Genomic DNA, 20,391 nt, shown 5'->3' on the forward strand with positions numbered 1-20,391 from the left:
GCAATCCACTTGTAGACTGTAAGAACAAGTGTAGCAAAGAAGATCACGCTAAAAACAGAAGATCAGATTTTATTATTCTAGGAGAAGAAGAATAAGAAACACCAAAACTACATACCAAACAAAAAGGGAAGCTTTAAACAGCTTCCCTTTTTTTGTTTTGAATATTTTTAACAATCATTTTGGAATGGATAATGGAGTTTTCTATAAACCATTTGTGGGTTTCCATCCCGCCACAAATGACACCGGCTAAATAGAGGTTTTCAATATTTGTTTCCATTGTATCCTGATTGTAGGTTGGTTTCAAATGATCATTTTCATTTAAGTAGACACCTATCTTTTTTAGAAAATCAAAGTTGGGTTGGTATCCTGTTAAAGCAAGTACAAAATCATTTTCAATAGTTTTGATTCCTTTTTCAGTTTGAATAACTAGATTGTCACTAGTGATTTCCTTAATATTACTAGAAAAATAAGCTTTTATACTTCCTTCTTTAATTCGGTTTTCAATATCGGGTTTTACCCAATATTTTACACGTTCTCCAATTGCTGGTTTTCTTACAATCATGGTAACATCGGCTCCTTTTCGGTAGCACTCTAGAGCTGCATCTACAGAAGAATTACTAGCACCAATAACTGCTACTTTTTGATTTACATATAAATGCGGTTCGGTGTAATAGTGAGATACCTTTGGGAGATCTTCACCAGGAACATTCATTAGGTTTGGAATATCGTAAAATCCGGTGGCTATAACTACGTTATGAGCACTATATTCACCTTTATTGGTTTTGATGTTAAAACTTGTTGTTTTTTCAATCTGAAGAACTTCTTCATATAATTTTATAGAGAGATTGTTTGAAGTTACAATTCTTCGGTAATACTCCAATGCTTCATTACGTTGTGGTTTTGGCTCTTTGCAAATAAATGGAATGGCATCTATTTCCAATTTATCTGATGTAGAGAAAAAATGCATATTCAAAGGATAATTAAAAATAGAATTGGCAATACATCCTTTTTCAATAATTATATGAGATAAATTATTTTTTTTGGCTTCCAAAGCACAGGCAATTCCTATAGGACCTCCACCAACAATAAGTACGTCAAACATAATTTTACAGTTTGATACAAAAATACAACAATCAAAAGCTATTGCATAATGGAGTAGCGCTTAAAGAAATACTAAAATTTTCTAATTTTTGGAATGATTAAAATCAGCTTCTTTCTGTAAAAAAAAAGGCATTTTTACAGTGTAATAAAAAGCAGTAACCATGAAAGTAAATGAACCAGTTTCGGAAATCATGACCACAAATTTGGTACTGTTGAATACAGATGATAGTCTTGATAAGGCGGAACGACTTTTTAAAAAACACCATATAAGACATATTCCTGTAGTTAAAGGACATAGAGTTGTGGGAATGCTAAGCTTAACTGATTTGTTGCGGATTAGTTTTGCTGATTTAACAGAAGACGAAGAAGAGGTTGAAACCATCGTATATAATATGTTTACCATTGAACAAGTGATGGCGAAAACACCTCTGGTAGTAACACCAAATCAAAGTATTAAAGAAGTAGCAGAAATTTTGGCTACAAAAGAATTTCATGCTTTGCCGGTGGTTGCAGAAAGAAAAAAAATTGTAGGTATTGTAACTACAACAGATTTATTGAAGTATTTATTAGAACAATATAAGTGCTGCTCATAGCATATTATTTAGTTTTTTAGATTATTTTTTGGGTTTATATTTAGCAAAATTGAAAAGCCGAAAGCATCCTTGGGTCTTTCGGCTTTTTATGTGAGTGACGACTATAGTTTCATTATTAATCTCTTGGCTCTTTTTGCATTCTGTGAGCAACTCTTTTTCCTTTGAAATCTTTGTCTTTGAAACGTTTTTTCATTTCATCTCTTCTGTGCATTTTCATCTCGGTCCATTTTTTATATTGCTCTTCAGATAGAATAGATTTCATTTCTTTTCTTTCGGCAATTTGTGCATCAAGACGGGCATTTTCCATAGTAAAACGTTCTTTAGAAGTTAACTTAGGTCTTTCTTCACCAGCTTCTTTTTTCTTCTTCATTTCTTCAAAGTGCGCTTTGTGTTTTTTTGCCTTGTCTTCATTGATTTTTAGCACTTGCTTTTGTTGCTTTTCAGATAAATCAAGGGCTAAGGTCATACGTTTTGTTTGCAATTCGGCCATTTGTTCTGGCGTAAAATCAGCAAATTCTCTTCTGTGTTCTGGTCTCATTTTGCCATCTTGTGGCTTCTCCTGCGCGAATGCCATTGTTGAAACAAAAATGGCTGCTAAAACTGCTAATTTTTTCATGATAAATATTTTAATGTTATGTCTCTAAGACTTTCAGGTTTTGAAAAGGTTTAATCGTATTTGTGATTTAAATGCAAAAAGCACCCTTTTTGGGTGCTTTTTAACATTTTTATTATGAATTTAAGAATTATTTGTTCGGATTCAAGATCTGTTCAATTCTCTCGTTCATGTCTTTTAAATGATACTTAGTCATTGTATCTCCGGTTCTGTAAAGTGCGTTTTTAATGGTTTTCTGCAGTGTTTCCAGTTCACCTCTAACAACAGCTCTTATATCTGACTGACTCACATCTACGCTGGTTGATCCCCAGCTTCTTTTTTGTTCGTTAGTCATTAAATACTCCATTTGGTCAAGATATGCTCTTTGAAGATTTCTGCGGTAAGTATCAATTGTTCTACCACGAGATAATTCACTAAATATACCTTTTCTAAGATCGGTCATCATGGCTAACAAACTATAAGCTTTATTACCATTAACCGTTTCGTTTTCTATCAAACGAGCCATTCTACCAAAATCTAGTAAGTTATTTAACGTTCTTACTTGTAATTTTCTTAGACGCTCTACAGCTCCTGCATTTTCAATCTTATTGAAAATAGTTTCATCTAGTAACCAATCTGGAGTAGTGAATAATTCATCTTGTAAGAACTCCATACATTTTTCTTGATGATCTTTTGCAACATGTGTGTAAACTGCTCCTTCCTGATCATAAGTTTTGTAATATTCATAAACCCCACCAATATTTGCAGTAACATGCCCCATATATCTGTTATACTGAGAAATTACTTGTCCGTACATTTCAGAAAGGTTATCATAGTTTTCACCTTTTTCGTAGGTCCATTTGATTAGGTTGGGAACAATTCGCTTTAAATTTGCAATACCATACTGAGAAGCTTTTACAGCGTCATCTCCAAGATCTTCTGTTTGTGAACTTGGGTCAATTGGGCTTCCCCATTGTTGTTTTCCAAATCTGTATAAAGGATCTCCTTCGTGTGCTAAAATCCAGCTATCTAAAGTTTCTTTTTCTTCTTCTGCAGTTTTATTAAGAATAGGTTTGTAACCCCATTTTATAGCATATTTGTCATAAATACCAATATTTGGCATTAAAGCAACACCTTCATCACCGGGTTGTGCTACGTAATTAAAACGTGCATAATCCATAATAGATGGTGCAGTTCCATATTTTTTGGTGAATGAAGCAGATCTAAGTGAATCTACAGGGTATGCAGGGCTACTTCCCATATTGTGCGGTAATCCTAAAGTGTGACCTACCTCGTGAGAAGAAACAAAACGAATCAATCGGCCCATAACTTCATCATCAAATTCTGGACGCTGAGCATTTGGATTGATAGCAGCGGTTTGTACAAAAAACCAACCTCTTAAAAGCGACATTACGTTGTGATACCAATTTATATCTGATTCTAAAATTTCACCACTTCTTGGATCACTAACGTGTGGACCATTGGCATTTGGGATTGGAGAAGCTAAATAACGTACCGTAGAGAAACGAACATCTTCTGGAGACCATTCTGGATCTTCTTCAACCGTTGGAGCTTCTTTTGCAATAATAGCATTTTTAAAACCGGCTTCTTCAAAAGCAACTTGCCAGTCTTCTATACCTTGTTTTATATATGGAACCCATTTTTTTGGCGTAGCTCTATCAATATAATATACAATTTGCTTTTTAGGTTCTACTAATTCTCCGTTCTTGTATTTTTCAAGATCTTCATCTTTTACTTCAAGTCTCCATCTATCTAAATAGGTGATGGTTTTGCTGCGTTGTGCATCTAAACCATAATCTACTTGACCGCGAGCAAACCAACCTACACGTTGATCAAAGTATCTGCGTTTCATAGGTTCTTTTGGTAATAATACCATGGAGTTGTTCATTTCTACGGTAATTGAACCTAAGGTTTGATTTGATGGTGGGTTAGAAGCTAAATAGGTTTTAACGTGTCTTGCTTCTATATTAAGTGGATAACTTTTGATGCTTTCAATATAGGATCTATCGTTATCTAAGCGAGAAATTTTGTACTCTTTTCTGTAATACTCCGGAAGTCCTAAAGCCTTGGCGTCTTTTTCAAACAAATCATTTACTTGAACAACTGTAGAGTTTCCTGTAGAATCTTTTTTGATAGCTTTAATCTCAAACGATTGTAGAATAGGTTCAAAATTTGAATTCATTACCGCTTCATGAATAGGTAAAGAATCAGCTGCGTAAATTTTATACGATACTACACGTAAAAGTACACGCTTATCTTTCTTTTCCCATTTTAATACTTGAGTATTTGCTTTTCCACCGCCAAAACCCAATCCATTGGCAGTTTTTGCAATACGGGTAACCATTAGCATTTCTCTACCAAATAGCGAATCAGGAATTTCATAAAATTCATTTTCATCAATTTTATGTACTTTAAATAACCCTTCGTCCGTAATAGCATCTTTTGTGATTACTTTGCTATACGGCTGTATGCCACCTTTTTTTGCTGGTGCAGCTTTTTCGGTATTGTTTTTCTTTTTGTTCTTTTTTTTCCAGAATTGAGCATTAGAGGTGTTTATAAAGAGAATACTTAATAAACATGTAGCTAATACCCTTGATACCTGCTTGTTCATAGTAAATAATTAATAATTACTGCAAGTAATAACATCCTATGAAAAAGGTTTGTTAATAAAATCTTAACATTTGTCGCTATTATACGAGATAACGTTTTCGCTTGAGAAAGTTAACAAATAGTTAAATAGCGGTAGAAAAGTTAAAGCTCTGCAAAAATCTGTAACATGGCAAAAAACTTGTCGTCTATATAAGTGTAACAGTTTTGAAAAGAAACGTGTTTTTAGAATTATTTGAATTAGCAGTTAAAAGAGCCTTGTTGAAAACAGCGAGGCTCTTTTTTTATGGTATTTTGAAAACAGAAGGAAAAGCATTTGGATTAATATCCCATAAAAAGGGAATTAAATAGTATACAAATACGGTTACCAGTATGATGGAGATAACGTTTAGAATAAATCCTTTTTTTACCATATCGGATATTTTCAAATAACCCGAGCCAAAAACTACCGCGTTTGGAGGCGTAGCTACCGGAAGCATAAAAGCACACGAAGCGGCAACAGCAGCTCCAGTCATAATAATCAATGGATGAATATCTAATGTAAGCGCCATTGGGGCCAATACAGGTAAAAGCATGGCAGTAGTAGCCGTATTTGAAGTGATTTCAGTCAAGAAATTCATGGAAGCAACCAGAATAAGTAAGATCATGAATAATGAGAATCCATTGAGCGAAGTCATTTTATTCCCGATCCATTCTGCAAGTCCGCTTACTTCAAAAGCGTGAGCAAGAGCCATTCCTCCTCCAAAAAGAAGAATAATTCCCCAAGGTAATTTTTCGGCATCTTTCCAACTCATCAGTCTTTTTCCATGTTCTTTTGATGGCACCATAAATAATAGCGTCGCACAGCCAATGGCTATAATAGTATCATCAATTCCTGGTAATAATTGTTTTAAAACAAATGAGCGGAGAATCCAGCAAAGTGCTGTAAATCCAAAGATAAAACCTACTGCTTTCTCTTCAAAAGAGATTATGCCCAAGTCATTTTTCAATCTTTTAATCTCTTGTTTTCCACCCGGGAAAGATGTTTGTTGAAATTTGAAAGCAACTTTTGTAATGTAAAAGTAGCAGAGTGTTAATAAAATCATGGCAACTGGAAATCCAAAAAGGAACCATTGCATAAAAGTAATTTCATAATGATATGTATTTTGAACTACGCCTGCTAATACTAGGTTTGGAGGCGTTCCAATAAGAGTGGCAATACCACCAATACTTGCACTATAGGCAATGGCTAGCATGAGTGCTTTTCCAAATCGTTTGTTTTCATTTATTTCACTATTTGGATTGTCTTTGAGTTGTGTAATAATGGCCATAGCTATGGGAAGCATCATTACAGAAGTAGCTGTATTTGATATCCACATAGATAAAAATGCCGTAGCAATCATAAATCCAAGGATGATTTTTTGAATATTAGCTCCAATAAAATGAATAATGTTAAGCGCAATCCGTTTATGTAAATTCCATTTTTCAATAGCCAAGGCAATCATAAAACCACCCATGTATAAGAAAATATATTTATGACCGTAGGAAGCTGTTGTTTCGCTAATGGATAATCCTTCTGTTAATGGAAATAAAACTATGGGTAGTAAAGATGTTACCGCAATAGGAATCGCCTCTGTAATCCACCAAATAGCAATCCAAACAGTTACTGCGAGTACAGAATTTGCATTGGTTGAAAGCCCTTCGGGATAAAATAAATAGTGAACAATTAAAAATGCCAGCGGCCCCAGCACTAACCCGATTTTCTTTGAAAGTTTCATTGCGAACGTTTGCGTAAGCTAATTTAATAAAAAAAAAGAGTGTCAAACGGGAAGACACTCTTTTTCATCAATAACGGGAAAATGGATGCGATCAATCCAAAAGTTTATTCAGAAAGTGATATTGGATACCAATATTACCGTAGAAACCATTTTTATAGTCAAAATCATAAATTTCGTTACCATCATAATCTTCAATGGTCATGTTGTTATAAACACTAAATCCTGCATTTACATAGGCGCTAAAGTTTTTCCAGAATCTAAATTGATATCCAAGACCTGAAACTACTGAAGTTTGTTTTAAAATACCGGGTGCTTCATAATTGGAAACTTTTACCTGCATATCATCATTAAAAGATCCCATAAAACCATCTAGTTTTGCAAAGGCTGAAAAGGTGTGTTTTGTACCTAAAATATAATGAATATTTGTTTCCGGGATTCCTATTTTATAGCCAAGCTTTTCATTTACTTGTTTAGCATAGGATATTACTGGAATTGGAGTGTTTAATCCATATTGATGATTATAAACAGCACCAATCGTCCAAGTACTTTGATTGGCAGTATCAATTCTTCTAAATACCAAACTACCATTGTAGAAATAATCATTACTACCCAAATCATTTTCAAAGTTGGAAGAAATTTGAGCTTCTCCTTGCGCTACAAAACTCCATTTTCCTGCAATGCGTTGAGCAAATTGCAGAGAACCCGAAAACGTATTGAAATTCTCTATTTCTGAAGTGGTAAATGGAACATCTTTATTTACATATTCAAAATTGGTAAGCTGGTAATTTCCTCCAATGCTTAGGCTTGTGTTATTGGTCCTAAGTAGTGGGAAGTTGGCCACAGCTTTGGTTTTATTAATATTAGCAACATTGCTTCCTGAGAAAAGGGATTGTTCCACTTTAATTTCATTAGGAGCTTGTGCAAAGGCAATACCACTGTAGATAAGCGTGATATAAAATACAATTCTTTTCATTAAAATATGGTTGTTTTCTTGGTGCGAATCTAGTATCGTCACCTAAGAAATACCAGCAAATTCCAAGGGTTTAACAGAACATTTGAAGTGTTTTCTACCAACCTTAAAATTGTATCTATAAAAAAAGGAATCTCCATAGAGATTCCTTTTAAAAAATATATTTGTTGTTAGGTTTTACAAAGCAGTAACGATAAGGTCATCACCAGTTTTTTCAACTTTGGCTACTTTTTTAGCGGTTAAACCTTTAATGGCTTTGTCCCACTTTTTGTTGCTTAATCCTGCGGCTTCTTTTAAGGTAGGAAGCGCTATTGGAGTTTGTTTTTTCAAGATTTCGAAAACAACTTTTTCGTCATCGTTTAACTCCACTTGTTTCTTCTCTGGTTTCATTTGTGGAAAGAACAATACTTCTTGAATAGATTGATTATTGGTTAAGAACATAATCAAACGGTCCATTCCAATTCCTAATCCAGAAGTTGGTGGCATACCAAATTCTAAAGCTCTTAAGAAATCTTGATCTATAAATTCAGTAGCTTCTACATCACCACGAGCTGCTAAAGCCAACTGAGCTTCAAAACGCTCACGTTGATCTATAGGATCGTTCAATTCTGAATAAGCATTTGCAATTTCTTTACCACAAACCATTAATTCAAAACGCTCCGTAAGTTCTGGATTATCACGGTGTGCTTTACATAATGGCGACATGTCTTTTGGATAATCGGTGATAAAGGTTGGCTGAATAAAGTTTCCTTCACATTTTTCACCAAACATTTCATCAATCAATTTTCCTTTACCCATGGTATCGTCAACTTCAATACCCATTTCTACAGCGGCTGCACGCAACTCATCTTCAGTTTTTCCAGTGATGTCAAAACCTGTAAATTGTTTAATAGCATCGGTCATAGTTACACGCGCATACGGAGCTTTAAAGTCTACTTTGTGTTCTCCAAAAGTAGCTTCGGTAGTACCGTTTACTTGCGTAGCACAGTATTCTAATAAGTTTTCGGTAAACTCCATCATCCAGTTGTAGTCTTTATAGGCTACATAGATTTCCATAGCTGTAAACTCAGGATTGTGCGTTCTGTCCATTCCTTCGTTACGGAAGTTTTTAGAAAACTCGTATACCCCGTCAAATCCGCCAACAATCAATCTTTTTAAATACAATTCATTCGCAATACGCATGTATAACGGAATGTCTAAAGAGTTGTGGTGTGTAATGAACGGACGCGCTGCAGCTCCACCAGGAATTGGTTGTAAAACTGGAGTTTCTACCTCAAAATATCCTTTGTCATTGAAAAAGTTACGCATTGCGGTGAACAACTTAGTTCTTTTTACAAATACGTCTTTTACCTGTGGATTTACCACCAAATCAACATAACGCATACGGTAACGCAACTCAGGATCTGTAAATCCGTCGTGGATGTTTCCGTCAGCATCTGTTTTTGGTAATGGTAATGGTCTAAGGGTTTTGCTTAGCAAGGTAAAATCTTTTACCATTACTGTTTTTTCACCAACTTGAGTAGTGAACAATTCTCCTTCAATACCAATAAAATCTCCTAGGTCGATTAATTTTTTGAAGATGTCGTTGTATTTGGTTTTATCGTCACCCGGACAAATTTCGTCACGGTTAAAATACACCTGAATTCTTCCTTCACTATCCTGCAATTCTGCAAACGAAGCTTTTCCTTGGATTCTAGCCGACATTAATCTACCAGCAATAATCACCTGTTTACCCTCTTCATACTCGTTCTTCGCCTTTTTAGAAGTGTGGTTTACAGGGTATAACGCAGCCGGATACGGCTCTACGCCAAGAGTTCTTAGGTCCTCCAGTTTTTTTCTTCGTATCAGTTCTTGTTCAGATAGTTGCATAATCTAATTACTTTTAAGCCTGCAAAGATAATCACAATTAGAAAACAAGGCAATGAAGCGGTGTTATATTTCTTGGGCGTTCCCATGCAGTGGCATGGGCGGGCTTTTCGCGCTACACGGTAGCTTGCTGCAATCCCTAACGCAAAACTATTTCATTTCGTTATAACTTTGTAACATCTGATAGGAACCTGCGTCTTATAAGATACATTCATCAATCATCAAAAAACAATCACATTCATGAGTATTTGGAGAGTTATTCTTTGCATTATTTGTCCACCACTAGCTGTTTTAGATAAAGGCTGTGGTTCGGTAGTTATTACATTTATACTATGGTTATTAGGTTGGGTTCCCGGAACCATCGCTGCTTTGATCATAGTTAATGGTGACAAAAAACGCTAAACTGTTGTACCTTTGTCGGTATGAATAAGAAAATTGAACTTCAGGATCTAGGCAAAAAGGATTACAAGGAAACTTGGGATTACCAAGAGACGCTTTTCAAATCAATTCTCGATCTTAAAATCAAGAATCGAAGAGAGGAAACCAATCTTCCTACTCCCAATTATTTTTTATTTGTAGAGCATCCACATGTATATACGCTTGGAAAAAGTGGGCATATGGAGAACATGTTACTCAATGAAGCACAATTGGCCGAGAAGGGAGCCACATTTTACAAGATCAATCGTGGTGGAGATATTACGTATCACGGCCCCGGACAAATTGTAGGTTATCCTATTCTAGATTTGGACAATTTTTTTACTGATATTCACAAATACCTTCGTTTTCTGGAGGAAGTAATCATTCTAACTTTGGCTGAATACGGGTTGAAAGCGGAACGTAGTGAAGGTGAAACCGGAGTTTGGCTAGATGTTGGTACGCCCTTTGCCCGAAAAATATGTGCTATGGGCGTTCGTGCTTCGCGCTGGGTGACTATGCATGGTTTTGCTTTGAATGTCAATGCAGATCTTGGGTATTTTGATAATATTATTCCATGCGGTATAGAGGGGAAGGCAGTTACGTCTTTAAATGTAGAGCTTGGCCAAGCAGAAGTTTCCATGGAAGATGTAAGGCAAAAAATAAAGCATCATTTTACCACCCTTTTTGAAGCGGAGTTTGTGTCCTTAAAATCTTAAAAAGAAGCCACCTTTATTTCAAACATCAATCCTTAAAGATTGGTTTTACTTGGTACAATATTGAATGTTGTGTCAAAGCATAGCAAGTCCATAGTTTTACATGAAAATAATGGACTCACCATGGACTCAGTATGGACTTACCATGGAGTCACTTGTACTGATATCGATCGGGAATATTGTTGATATACAGAAATTGAAGGCTTGTATATGATTATGAAAAAAGTAATTATCTTATACGTAATTGTAATAAAATTTTTATAGTGAAAAGAGATAGTTTTATAATTTTTTACTAACTTAGAATAAATAAAGAATTGCTAATTAGATGTTTAGTCAATTTTTTAAATAGTTTACCCCTTCCAAACCATACTTTGTTTTTAACGGAGCACTTAATAATGAGCTTCGAATAATCAAATAAAATGAGTTTTCATTGACTTTGATAATGCATGTAAAAGAAGAAAGTATGCAAATAACAAGCAACGAACCATATTTAGCCCTTTGGTTAGCTATTCCTGTAATTGTTTCCTTGGGTTTTATAAATGCCAGTACCCTACACGCTATAACTATAAGGGGGAATGGTTATAGGTTTCGTGAAATCGATTTGGCTCAAGCAATAGCAATATTGTTCGAACTTATTGGTATAGGGTATTGGTTACTTCAAAATAATCACTTTCCCTTAAACGCAACGTTGAATAAATGGCATATAAATTTCTCATTTATTTCGGTATGCTTGATGTTCCTATTTGCTTTAAGAATTGTTGAGAGCGAACTCCTTTTCAAAGATGCTACCACGGGTGTAGATTTTGGAGTAAAAGTTTTTGCTTACTCACAATTATTCTTTTTTATCAATGCTATTATGGCTGTTTTAAAAGGAGTCATGGGAAACAAAACCTTGCATAGTATGTCGCAGATATTAAAAAATAAAATGCCCAAAATCTTAAAATAAAAATGTTATGAAAATTGCAATTGCTCAAATAAAACCCAAGATAGGCAATGTATCGTCCAACACGCTAAAGCACCTAAAACAAATTATGGAAGCTGCTGTAGAAGAAGCACAGGCCATTTTTTTTCCAGAACTTTCTTTGTCTGGGTATGATGTGAAAATGGCGAAATCACTTGCTGTAGAACTTACAGACCCAATTTTTGATGTATTTCAACATCAAAGTGATGATTTTCAAATGACCATTGCTGTTGGTATGCCCATTTTAGAAAAAAAAGGAGTTTCCATCAGTATGGTAATTTTTCAACCGGATAGCACTAGAAGACGGTACGCAAAACAATATTTGCATGATGATGAGAAACCTTACTTTGTAGCTGGTAACGAAAGTATCTTGATAGAAGTAGAAGATAATTGTAAAATAGTACCCGCCATATGTTACGAATCTTTACAAGCAGATCATCTGTCTGCAGCAGTAGCTCAAAATGCTTCTTTATATTTGGCAAGTGTTGCAAAATCAAAAGAAGGAGTTATCAAAGCAGCTGCTATTTATGAAGAAAATGCTTCAAAATACAACATACCTATAGCCATGGCAAATTGTACAGGACCATGCGACACATTTACTGCTGGAGGAAATTCTGGCTTTTGGAATGAAAAAGGGATACTACAAAAAAAACTAAATAAAATGGAAGAAGGAATTTTAGTTTTTGATATACCATAAATGAAAACCTATAGATTTATGTAAGTATGAAATCAAATACCGTTAAAATTGTATAATTCATAAAGCATCGCTTTGGCGTTTTGTATTTTTAAACCGAAAAATACTAAACACACAAACGAATATGTTCTTAAAACAAACCATGGCAGCCGTTACTTTCTTTATGGTTACGGCTGTTTCATTTGCCCAACAACAAACCTATTGTAATCCGGTAAATGTAGATTATGGCTATACGCCAATCCCTAATTTTGCAACTCAGGGAAAACACCGAGCAACTGCCGATCCTGTTATTGTAAACTACCACAACAAGTATTTTCTTTTTTCTACCAATCAATGGGGCTATTGGTGGAGTGATGATATGCTCAACTGGAACTTTATAGAGCGAAAATTTCTTCTTCCAAGACATAAGGTATGGGATGAACTTTGTGCCCCTGCCGCTTTTGTTATGAAAGATGAACTGTATCTTATAGGTTCTACGCATGATAAAAGTTTCCCTATCTGGAAAAGTAGCAATCCAACAGAAGACGATTGGGAAATAGCAGTCGATTCACTCAAAGTAGGTGCTTGGGATCCTGGTTTTGTCTATGATGAAGACAAGGATAAATTGTATTTGTATTGGGGTTCAAGTAACGAATTTCCAATTCTAGGAACTGAAATTGATACCGAAACGTTACAATCAGATGGTTATGTAAAACCAATTATGTCTTTACATCCTGAGGATCATGGCTGGGAACGTTTTGGAGAGTATAACGATAATACTTTCATGCAACCATTTATGGAGGGTGCATGGGTTACCAAATATCATGATAAATATTACCTGCAATATGGTGCGCCGGCAACGGAGTTTAGTGGTTATGCAGACGGAGTTTATGTAAGTGATAATCCATTAAGCGGTTTTGCATATCAAAAGCACAATCCATTTGCATACAAACCAAGCGGTTTTGCAAAAGGAGCCGGACATGGAGCTACATTTCAAGACAACAACGGTAATTGGTGGCATGTGTCAACAGTAGTTTTGGGACAAAAGAATAATTTTGAACGTCGTATAGGAATTTGGCCTGCAGGATTTGATAAGGATGATGTAATGTACTGCAACACTGCCTATGGCGATTATCCAACGTATTTACCGGCAAAAGAAACAGATCATGTAAACGGAACTTTTGCAGGATGGATGATGTTAAACTACAACAAACCGGTAATGGCTTCTTCAACGCTTGGTGGTTATCAGCCAAACTTTGCGGTAAACGAAGATTTAGAATCGTATTGGAGCGCAAAAACAGGGGAGAAGGGAGAATGGTTTCAAACCGATTTAGGTGAAGTTTCTACCATCAATGCCATTCAGTTGAATTATGCCGATCAAGATGCTGAGTTCCTTGGAAAAAGTATGGGCGTGTACCATCAATACAAAATTTACATTTCAGATAACGGAAAAAAATGGAAGCTACTCGTAGATAAAAGCAAGAACAAAACCGATGTACCACACGATTACATTGAGCTAGACAAACCAGCAAAAGGTCGTTATTTGAAACTAGAAAATGTACACATGCCAACAGGGAAATTTGCGTTAAGCGGTTTTAGAGTTTTTGGTAAAGGGAATGGAGTAAAACCAAATGCAGTAGAGAATTTCATGGTTTTACGTGCCGATCCTAAAAAATACGGCGAACGCAGAAGTTCTTGGATTCGTTGGAAGCAAAATGACTTGGCAGACGGTTATGTGATTTACTTTGGGAAAGATCCAGATAAATTATATGGAAGTATCATGGTATACGGAAAGAATGAATATTTCTTTACAGGAATGGATAGAACCGATACTTATTATTTTCAAATAGAAGCCTTTAATAATAACGGAATTAGTGAGCGTACAAAAGTGATTGAAGTACAATAATTCTAATTAAAATAGATAAAGAAAGATTGCCATTCTGAAGTTCCATCAGGATGGCATTTTTATATTTGTGCATTAAAGAAATTGTATGGAATCACCTGTAAGCATTGTTGCATTTACCACAGAAGAGCGAGATGCTATTCGAAAGTTGAATTATGAATGGCTAGAGAGATACTTCAAACTAGAACCCGGAGATGTCAAGTCGCTCAACAATCCAGAAACTGAAATTTTGGCAAAAGGTGGCTATATCTTCTATGCAAAATATGAGGGTAACATAGTAGGTTGCGTAGCATTGATGAAAAAGACCGATCGTGTTTTTGAATTGAGTAAAATGGCAGTTACTGAAACAATCCAAGGTTTGGGTATTGGTAAACTATTATTAGAATATTGTCTAGATTTTGCAGCGAATCATCATTTTCTGAAATTGATTATTTATTCCAACACAAAATTGAAGTCAGCAATCCATTTGTACCAAAAATATGGGTTTGAAGAAATTCCTTTGGAATCAGGTTTGTATGAACGAGCTGATATCAAATTGGAGAAATACATGTAGAGTATTGAAAATTCAGGTGAGTTTCTAAAACGAAATGCTCACCTGAATATAAGTTATTTATCGAATAGAAAATTCGAAACTACTTTCGTTTACATACGTTTCTCCTGCTTCTAAAATAGCAGAAGGAAAATGTGGATGATGAGGCGCATTTGGGAAATTTTGCGTTTCAAAACAAATAGATGAATAGTTATTAAACACTGCATCATCTTTAAAATTACAAGTTCCTAAATCTTCAGGAGTAAAAACAACAACTCCGGGTTGATTGGTAGTAACCTTCATTTCAATTCCCGTTTTTTCACTGTATAAAGTGGCAGCGTGCGAATCTTTTAATTCAAAACAATCATCCACTCCGGTAAATCCTTCTTGTTCATTAATAACTGTTGGAGTTCTAAAATCAAAAGGAGTATTGGAAACTGGTACTAACTTTCCTGTGGCTATTTGTGTTTCGGTTACTTCTAAAAAGTTATCAGCATTCAAATACAGTTCATGAGACAGTACATCACCTTCACCATTTAAATTGTAATAATTATGATTGGTAAGGTTGAGGATGGTTTTGGCATCAGAAACAGCAGTATAGGTATTTACAACTTTATTGTCATCTAAAGCATAGGTGACTTTTGCAGTAAGATTTCCAGGATAACCTTCATCCATAGCTTCGCTCTCTATCACAAAGGTGATACTGGTTTCGGTAACTTTTTCTACAGTCCAAAAACGTTTATGAAAACCGTTTTTACCACCGTGTAAATGCACGCCGTTTTCATTATATATAGGGTAATGTTGACCATCTATTTCAAAATAACCACCACCTATACGCCCCGCATACCTACCTAAACTTGCGCCAAGGCAGTAACCGTGATTCTGGTAATCTTCTAAAGATTTAAAACCTAATACTACATTGGTGTCGTTTCCGTTTTTATCTTTGGTATACAGTGATGTGATGGCAGCTCCGTATTCCATACAATACAGCTTTAAGTAGCTGTTTTCTATACAGTATGTTTTCAAAATTTCGTTGGTTTAAAATTGATAGTTAACAAATTTATCATTTAAAAATTAGAATTTTGCAACGGATGTCATTTTCTATCGTCTTTTAGAATGTAAAGTAATTTTAACCACCAAGAAACTTAGCCGGCATGTTTCAAGGCAATCTTATTGAAAAATGTAAAAAAAACGACCGAAAGGCGCAGTTACAGTTATATAACAAATACTGTGACGGCATGTTTCATATAGCGTATCGCTTTATGAAATCGGTTGAAGATGCTGAAGATGTAATGCAAGAAGCCTTTGTAAAAGCCTTCAGAAAATTACATCAGTATCAGGGAGAGGTCACCTTTGGTGCCTGGCTAAAAAGAATTGTAATAAATCAGTGTATTGACAGATTGAAATATGAGAAACAACAACTTTTATCATTAGATGATCATCCGATGGAAGTAGTCCAAACCGAAAGTGATTACCCGAGTGAAGAGGAAAATTTGGAGTTGAAAGAACAGATCATGGAGGCAATTGCTTCGCTCTCGGAAAAATACCGAATTGTGGTATTGCTCTATTTGGTGGAAGGCTACGACCACGCGGAGATTTCGGAAATCTTAGGAATTACCGAAACGGCATCAAGAACAAAGTTGTTAAGAGGAAAACGAAAATTACAAGGATATTTAAAAGCATACGAACATGGCATTGGATAGCGAACATCAAAAAAGCGGTTACCGCAGTGGAGTACAGTTGCCAAAAGGGCACGAAGCTCGTTTCTTAGCGAGATTGGAGGAAGAATTGCCACAGCAAAAGCGAACCTTTTCCAATTATTATTGGAAAGTTGCTGCGGCAGTAGTATTGTTTTTTGGGGTAGGAACGGTGGCCCTTTTACAGTACTCAAATAGTGCTCAGATACAAGGAACACAGGTAACCGTAACGGAGTCTTCATCATCAGAAAACCAATCGCAGCCGGCATCGGATGCAACGCCACAGATCACCTTAGGAGACCTGTCACCTGATCTTAAAAAAGTAGAAGAATATTACATTGCAAATATCAATGTAGAGTTAGCAAGTTTGGATGTAAACGATGCAAACAAGGGAATGTTAGAGGGATACATGCAGCAATTGAACGATTTGAATACCGAGTACAAAAGGTTAACCAAAGAGTTGAATGAATTAGGGCCAAATCAGCAAACCGTGGAGGCGTTGATTACCAATTTACAATTAAGATTACAATTACTTTACCGATTAAAAGACAGATTAGAAGAACTTAAAAACACAAATGACAATGGTACACAAGTTGGTTAAAACAGCGATTCTTTTTTGTGCTTTGGTAACCGGTGTAAATGCCCAAACCCAAACCAAAGAATGGAAAGAAAGCTTTAACGTGAATGATGATGTTACAGTAGATGTAAACACCATGAACACCGATGTGGTTTTTGAAACCTGGTCTCAAAATAAGGTAGAGGTCGTTGCCACTATGGAAATAGAAGGCATAAGTAAAGAAGAAGCTGAAGCCTATTTTAAAAACTGGGATTTTGAAGCTATGGGTAATAGCTCTAGAGTAGAGGTGCGTAGTGGAGGAGGAATGTTAGCGTTTGGGAATTCAAATGTGAGTTATTCTTATAGTATGAACGTAGGAATGCCTACTGCAGGCATTGATGTTCCAGATCCTGCTCTTACCCCTGTTCCGCCAGTACCTACAAAAGTATTAAACCAGTTAGGGAATGTTCAGTTTGATTATGACGCGTTTCAAAAAGATGCTGAAAAGTATATGAAGCAGTTTCAGAAACAATTTTCTGAAAATTTTGATAATAAAGAATTACAAGCTGAATTAGAAAAATGGAGAGCAGAATTAGCAACTGCTCGTAAAGCAGCTTTAGATTCTCGTAGAGAAGCGCTAGAAGCAAGCATGGAAGCTCGTAAATCGGCCTATGAAGCCACAAGAGAAAGGCTTATGAATGCTAGGGATACTGGTGGGCAAGAGCAATCTTCAAGCTACACATCTTACCGAACTTCAACAAATGAAAAGGGAGAAAGTGAAATTACCATTCAAAAGAATGGAAAGACGATTCATTTGAAGATCAAAAAGAGTATTAAAGTCAAAATGCCAAAAAATTCCGGATTAAAACTTAATGTACGTCATGGAGAAGTGAAGTTGGCATCACAAACCAAAAACATCAATGCAACCTTGGCTTATGCCAGGTTGCTTGCAAATGAGGTGAATGGCAATAATACGGTGATAGAAACTTCGTATGCGCCCGTACAAATTACTCGTTGGAATAGCGGAAAGTTGATTGTTAATTTTTCGGGAGATGTAGATATCAAAACTGCAAATAATATAGAGTTGATAGCAAATTCATCAGATGTTTTAATAGAACAATTATTGAACAAAGCCGATGTAAATGCAAAGTTTGGAACCATTCGTTTTAGCAATGTAGCATCAGGTTTTGCTTCATTAAATTTACGATTGAATAATATGGATACCTTTCTAGATGTTCCAGAAACAGCGTATCAAGTACGTTTAAACTTGAATAATATATCTTTAGATCTTCCAAAAGACTGGAAAATTACCAAAGGAGGACAAGTTATTGAAGGGTATCATCTTACAAAAGACACTTCAAAAATGATCAACGTAAGTGGTTTGTATAACAGAGTTCAGTTTTTGTAAAAAGTATAGAAATTGTAAGATTTTGTTAAGTCAGCAGGAAGGTTAAATGTTATTTTCATAGTATTTACCTTGCCAGCTGTTTCTTTCTACAAGAGCTTTTTGAAGCATGTTGGCAAACTCATAATTCTTCAATCCCCATTTCGGTGCAATCAACATTTGTAGAGGCGATTGCGATATAAAGCGTTCCAGAGCAATATCAGGATGCAATCGCTCCAAAAAATTAATTACTAATTGTAAATATTCTTCTTTGGAATACAAGTGAAACCACTCTGGATGTGTACGATATTGCTTTGCCATAATGGTTTTTTCTACCAATTGCAACTGATGTAATTTAAGTGCAGTAAGCGGTAATTTAGATAGTTTTTCAGCATGTAAAAGTATATTGTTTCTATCTTCACCCGGTAATCCCAAAATTAAATGCGCTCCGGTTGCAATACCTCTTTCGGCTGTGGCTTTAATAGCTTTTTCAGCACAAGCATAATCGTGTCCACGCTGAATAAATCCCAGCGTTTTATCACAAGTAGATTCAATACCATATTCTAACATTACGTAGGTTTTGGAGCCTAATTTGGCAAAATAATCTAGTAGTTCATCAGAAACACAATCGGGGCGTGTGCCTATGACAATTCCGGAAATTTTAGGATGCGATAAAGCTTCTTCATAAAGTTGCTTCAAATCTTTCATAGAGCCATACGTATTGGTGTACGATTGAAAATATGCCAAGTAGTATTGATCTTGAGATTGTCTCTTTTCAAAGAACAAAATGTTCTGGTTGATTTGTTGTGTTACAGACACGATTTGCTTTGTGAAATTTGGACTGAAAGATTGATTGTTACAGTACGTGCAGCCTCCATATCCTTTACTGCCATCGCGGTTGGGACAAGTGAATCCTGCATTGATACTTATTTTTTGAACACGTTTACCAAATTTATTTCGTAATTCGGTATTGTAGTTCTTATAAGCGGGTTTGGGGAAGTGTAAGGTCTCCATAACAATCAATTTCAGGTTAAAATTAATCGTTAATCAGCTATCAAATTAGCCGAAAACATCTTTTGGAATAATGACTGATTTTTATCAGAAAAAGGAACTTAGTTTTTCAAAAGTAAGGTTCCAAAGTAATTGGCATTTTCAAAGATGATTTCTTTGTGATCTTCGGTAATTACTACAGAACCAATTAGATTATCGGCGGTATTTCCTTTATCTACATCTAAATATCCTATTGCAAACCCTATTTTTTGATCGTTTTGCAACTGAATGAGCTCTCCGTTATTGTTCTGCAGTGGAATTTCTAGTTCCCAAATATCTAGTTCGTTAAATTCTTTGTACTTATAAGAGATTGGGTAATTACTGTTAGTTCTTTTACCTTCTTTGGAAATAGTTTGAATTCTTTCTGAGGGAAGTAGTTCAATTACAAAAGCATTTTTTCCATTGGTAAAATTACCACCAGAATTGTCAGTATCTAAAAAAAAGAGTAAGCTATCCGTTTTTTCAGGTTCGCTTGGTTTCCTGTCATCTGAAATAGTGACCAAAACATATAAAGCATCTTCTGTCCAGCTGAGTTTGTACTTTCCTTCAAAATCTGCATAACCAAAAGGAGTTCCTGTCCAGCGCTGTTCTAGAGGTAACCACATGGCGTAGCGCCAGCAATCATCATTTGCCTGACCATCAATGGTTGGTTTTTTATCGGCTTTTGTAACCATAAAAATCTGTTCATTTTTCTTAGGATTTTGACAAGCCATCAAGAAAAATAAAAAGAGAATACAAAACCTTGTGCAATACTTCATAGTGTAAAATTACAGGAAACAAATTGAATAGTTTGGCAAACTGCTAGAATATCTTGGTTTTAGATTGAGTGTCTTTTTCAGATTTCTTTAGATAAACATTTCTTAAGACTCGCTTAATATAGTTGGCAATTGGTACTTGTAGTTTTGCCCAATTAAATATCCAACTTCTACATAACCATGTACCAACAAACTTTAAAAGTAGCTGGTATTCTAGTATTTTGTTTGGGCATATGCGCTTTTGGG

19 protein-coding genes are annotated in these 20,391 nt (G+C 35.4%); 10 read left to right on the forward strand and 9 right to left on the reverse strand.

Features of this window, described 5'->3' with window-relative positions:
• Window positions 1–133: 133 nt before the first annotated feature.
• Window positions 134–1,102, reverse strand: a complete 969-nt coding sequence (locus tag BM383_RS12650; protein ID WP_093025515.1) for a YpdA family putative bacillithiol disulfide reductase — start codon at window positions 1,100–1,102, stop codon at window positions 134–136.
• Between the two features lie 160 nt (window positions 1,103–1,262).
• Here BM383_RS12650 and BM383_RS12655 point away from each other — a divergent pair, with 160 nt between their 5' ends.
• Window positions 1,263–1,694 carry a CBS domain-containing protein gene (locus BM383_RS12655; RefSeq protein ID WP_093025516.1) on the forward strand — a complete coding sequence of 144 codons (432 nt, stop codon included), beginning with the start codon at window positions 1,263–1,265 and terminating at the stop codon, window positions 1,692–1,694.
• Between the two features lie 115 nt (window positions 1,695–1,809).
• Here the strand turns inward: BM383_RS12655 and BM383_RS12660 are convergent, their stop codons facing one another.
• The 5 genes from BM383_RS12660 to lysS all read right to left on the reverse strand — a co-directional run bounded on the left by BM383_RS12660 (window position 1,810) and on the right by lysS (window position 9,510).
• Window positions 1,810–2,310, reverse strand: coding sequence for a DUF4890 domain-containing protein (locus tag BM383_RS12660; protein WP_093025517.1), 501 nt, complete (start codon window positions 2,308–2,310; stop codon window positions 1,810–1,812).
• Between the two features lie 127 nt (window positions 2,311–2,437).
• A complete protein-coding gene (locus BM383_RS12665; protein ID WP_093025518.1) occupies window positions 2,438–4,918 on the reverse strand; it encodes a zinc-dependent metalloprotease in 2,481 nt (826 codons plus the stop codon).
• 280 nt (window positions 4,919–5,198) lie between these two features.
• Window positions 5,199–6,671 (reverse strand): SLC13 family permease, encoded by a 1,473-nt coding sequence (locus BM383_RS12670; protein WP_093025519.1) that lies wholly within the window; start codon window positions 6,669–6,671, stop codon window positions 5,199–5,201.
• Between the two features lie 91 nt (window positions 6,672–6,762).
• The gene (locus BM383_RS12675; RefSeq protein ID WP_143106418.1) at window positions 6,763–7,644 is read right to left on the reverse strand and encodes a DUF6268 family outer membrane beta-barrel protein; all 882 of its coding nucleotides are present in this window, start codon (window positions 7,642–7,644) and stop codon (window positions 6,763–6,765) included.
• Between the two features lie 174 nt (window positions 7,645–7,818).
• A complete protein-coding gene (gene lysS, locus BM383_RS12680) occupies window positions 7,819–9,510 on the reverse strand; it encodes a lysine--tRNA ligase (protein WP_093025521.1) in 1,692 nt (563 codons plus the stop codon).
• A 237-nt stretch (window positions 9,511–9,747) separates the two neighbouring features.
• Here lysS and BM383_RS12685 point away from each other — a divergent pair, with 237 nt between their 5' ends.
• From BM383_RS12685 to BM383_RS12710, 6 genes are all read left to right on the forward strand, one after another.
• Window positions 9,748–9,909, forward strand: a complete 162-nt coding sequence (locus BM383_RS12685; RefSeq protein ID WP_093025522.1) for a YqaE/Pmp3 family membrane protein — start codon at window positions 9,748–9,750, stop codon at window positions 9,907–9,909.
• 20 nt (window positions 9,910–9,929) lie between these two features.
• The gene (lipB, locus tag BM383_RS12690) at window positions 9,930–10,640 is read left to right on the forward strand and encodes a lipoyl(octanoyl) transferase LipB (RefSeq protein ID WP_093025523.1); all 711 of its coding nucleotides are present in this window, start codon (window positions 9,930–9,932) and stop codon (window positions 10,638–10,640) included.
• Window positions 10,641–11,100: 460 nt separating this feature from the next.
• Entirely contained in the window at window positions 11,101–11,583 is a 483-nt protein-coding gene (locus BM383_RS12695; protein ID WP_143106419.1) for a hypothetical protein, read from the forward strand.
• 7 nt (window positions 11,584–11,590) lie between these two features.
• Window positions 11,591–12,295, forward strand: coding sequence for a carbon-nitrogen hydrolase family protein (locus tag BM383_RS12700; protein ID WP_093025525.1), 705 nt, complete (start codon window positions 11,591–11,593; stop codon window positions 12,293–12,295).
• Window positions 12,296–12,416: 121 nt separating this feature from the next.
• Complete coding sequence (locus tag BM383_RS12705) at window positions 12,417–14,177, forward strand: discoidin domain-containing protein (protein ID WP_093025526.1); 1,761 nt, start codon at window positions 12,417–12,419, stop codon at window positions 14,175–14,177.
• Between the two features lie 85 nt (window positions 14,178–14,262).
• The gene (locus BM383_RS12710) at window positions 14,263–14,727 is read left to right on the forward strand and encodes a GNAT family N-acetyltransferase (protein WP_093025527.1); all 465 of its coding nucleotides are present in this window, start codon (window positions 14,263–14,265) and stop codon (window positions 14,725–14,727) included.
• Window positions 14,728–14,784: 57 nt separating this feature from the next.
• Here BM383_RS12710 and BM383_RS12715 read toward each other — a convergent pair whose 3' ends face one another.
• Entirely contained in the window at window positions 14,785–15,729 is a 945-nt protein-coding gene (locus tag BM383_RS12715) for an aldose epimerase family protein (RefSeq protein ID WP_262501722.1), read from the reverse strand.
• Between the two features lie 128 nt (window positions 15,730–15,857).
• Here BM383_RS12715 and BM383_RS12720 point away from each other — a divergent pair, with 128 nt between their 5' ends.
• From BM383_RS12720 to BM383_RS12730, 3 genes are read left to right on the forward strand one after another with little or no spacing between them, the layout of a single operon-like run.
• Window positions 15,858–16,406 (forward strand): RNA polymerase sigma factor, encoded by a 549-nt coding sequence (locus tag BM383_RS12720; protein ID WP_093025529.1) that lies wholly within the window; start codon window positions 15,858–15,860, stop codon window positions 16,404–16,406.
• Window positions 16,393–17,001, forward strand: a complete 609-nt coding sequence (locus BM383_RS12725; protein ID WP_093025530.1) for a hypothetical protein — start codon at window positions 16,393–16,395, stop codon at window positions 16,999–17,001. The genes BM383_RS12720 and BM383_RS12725 overlap by 14 nt, the downstream gene beginning before the upstream one ends.
• Complete coding sequence (locus tag BM383_RS12730) at window positions 16,982–18,364, forward strand: hypothetical protein (RefSeq protein ID WP_093025531.1); 1,383 nt, start codon at window positions 16,982–16,984, stop codon at window positions 18,362–18,364. The genes BM383_RS12725 and BM383_RS12730 overlap by 20 nt, the downstream gene beginning before the upstream one ends.
• A 42-nt stretch (window positions 18,365–18,406) precedes the next feature.
• Here the strand turns inward: BM383_RS12730 and BM383_RS12735 are convergent, their stop codons facing one another.
• Window positions 18,407–19,354, reverse strand: a complete 948-nt coding sequence (locus tag BM383_RS12735; RefSeq protein WP_093025532.1) for a tRNA modification radical SAM protein MnmL/YtqA — start codon at window positions 19,352–19,354, stop codon at window positions 18,407–18,409.
• Window positions 19,355–19,452: 98 nt separating this feature from the next.
• On the reverse strand, window positions 19,453–20,064 hold the full coding sequence (locus BM383_RS12740) for a CBM9 family sugar-binding protein (RefSeq protein ID WP_218157940.1): 612 nt from the start codon (window positions 20,062–20,064) through the stop codon (window positions 19,453–19,455).
• Window positions 20,065–20,391 lie beyond the last annotated feature (327 nt).

The organism is Pustulibacterium marinum (assembly GCF_900116665.1).
In the GTDB taxonomy this organism is placed as follows: domain Bacteria; phylum Bacteroidota; class Bacteroidia; order Flavobacteriales; family Flavobacteriaceae; genus Pustulibacterium; species Pustulibacterium marinum.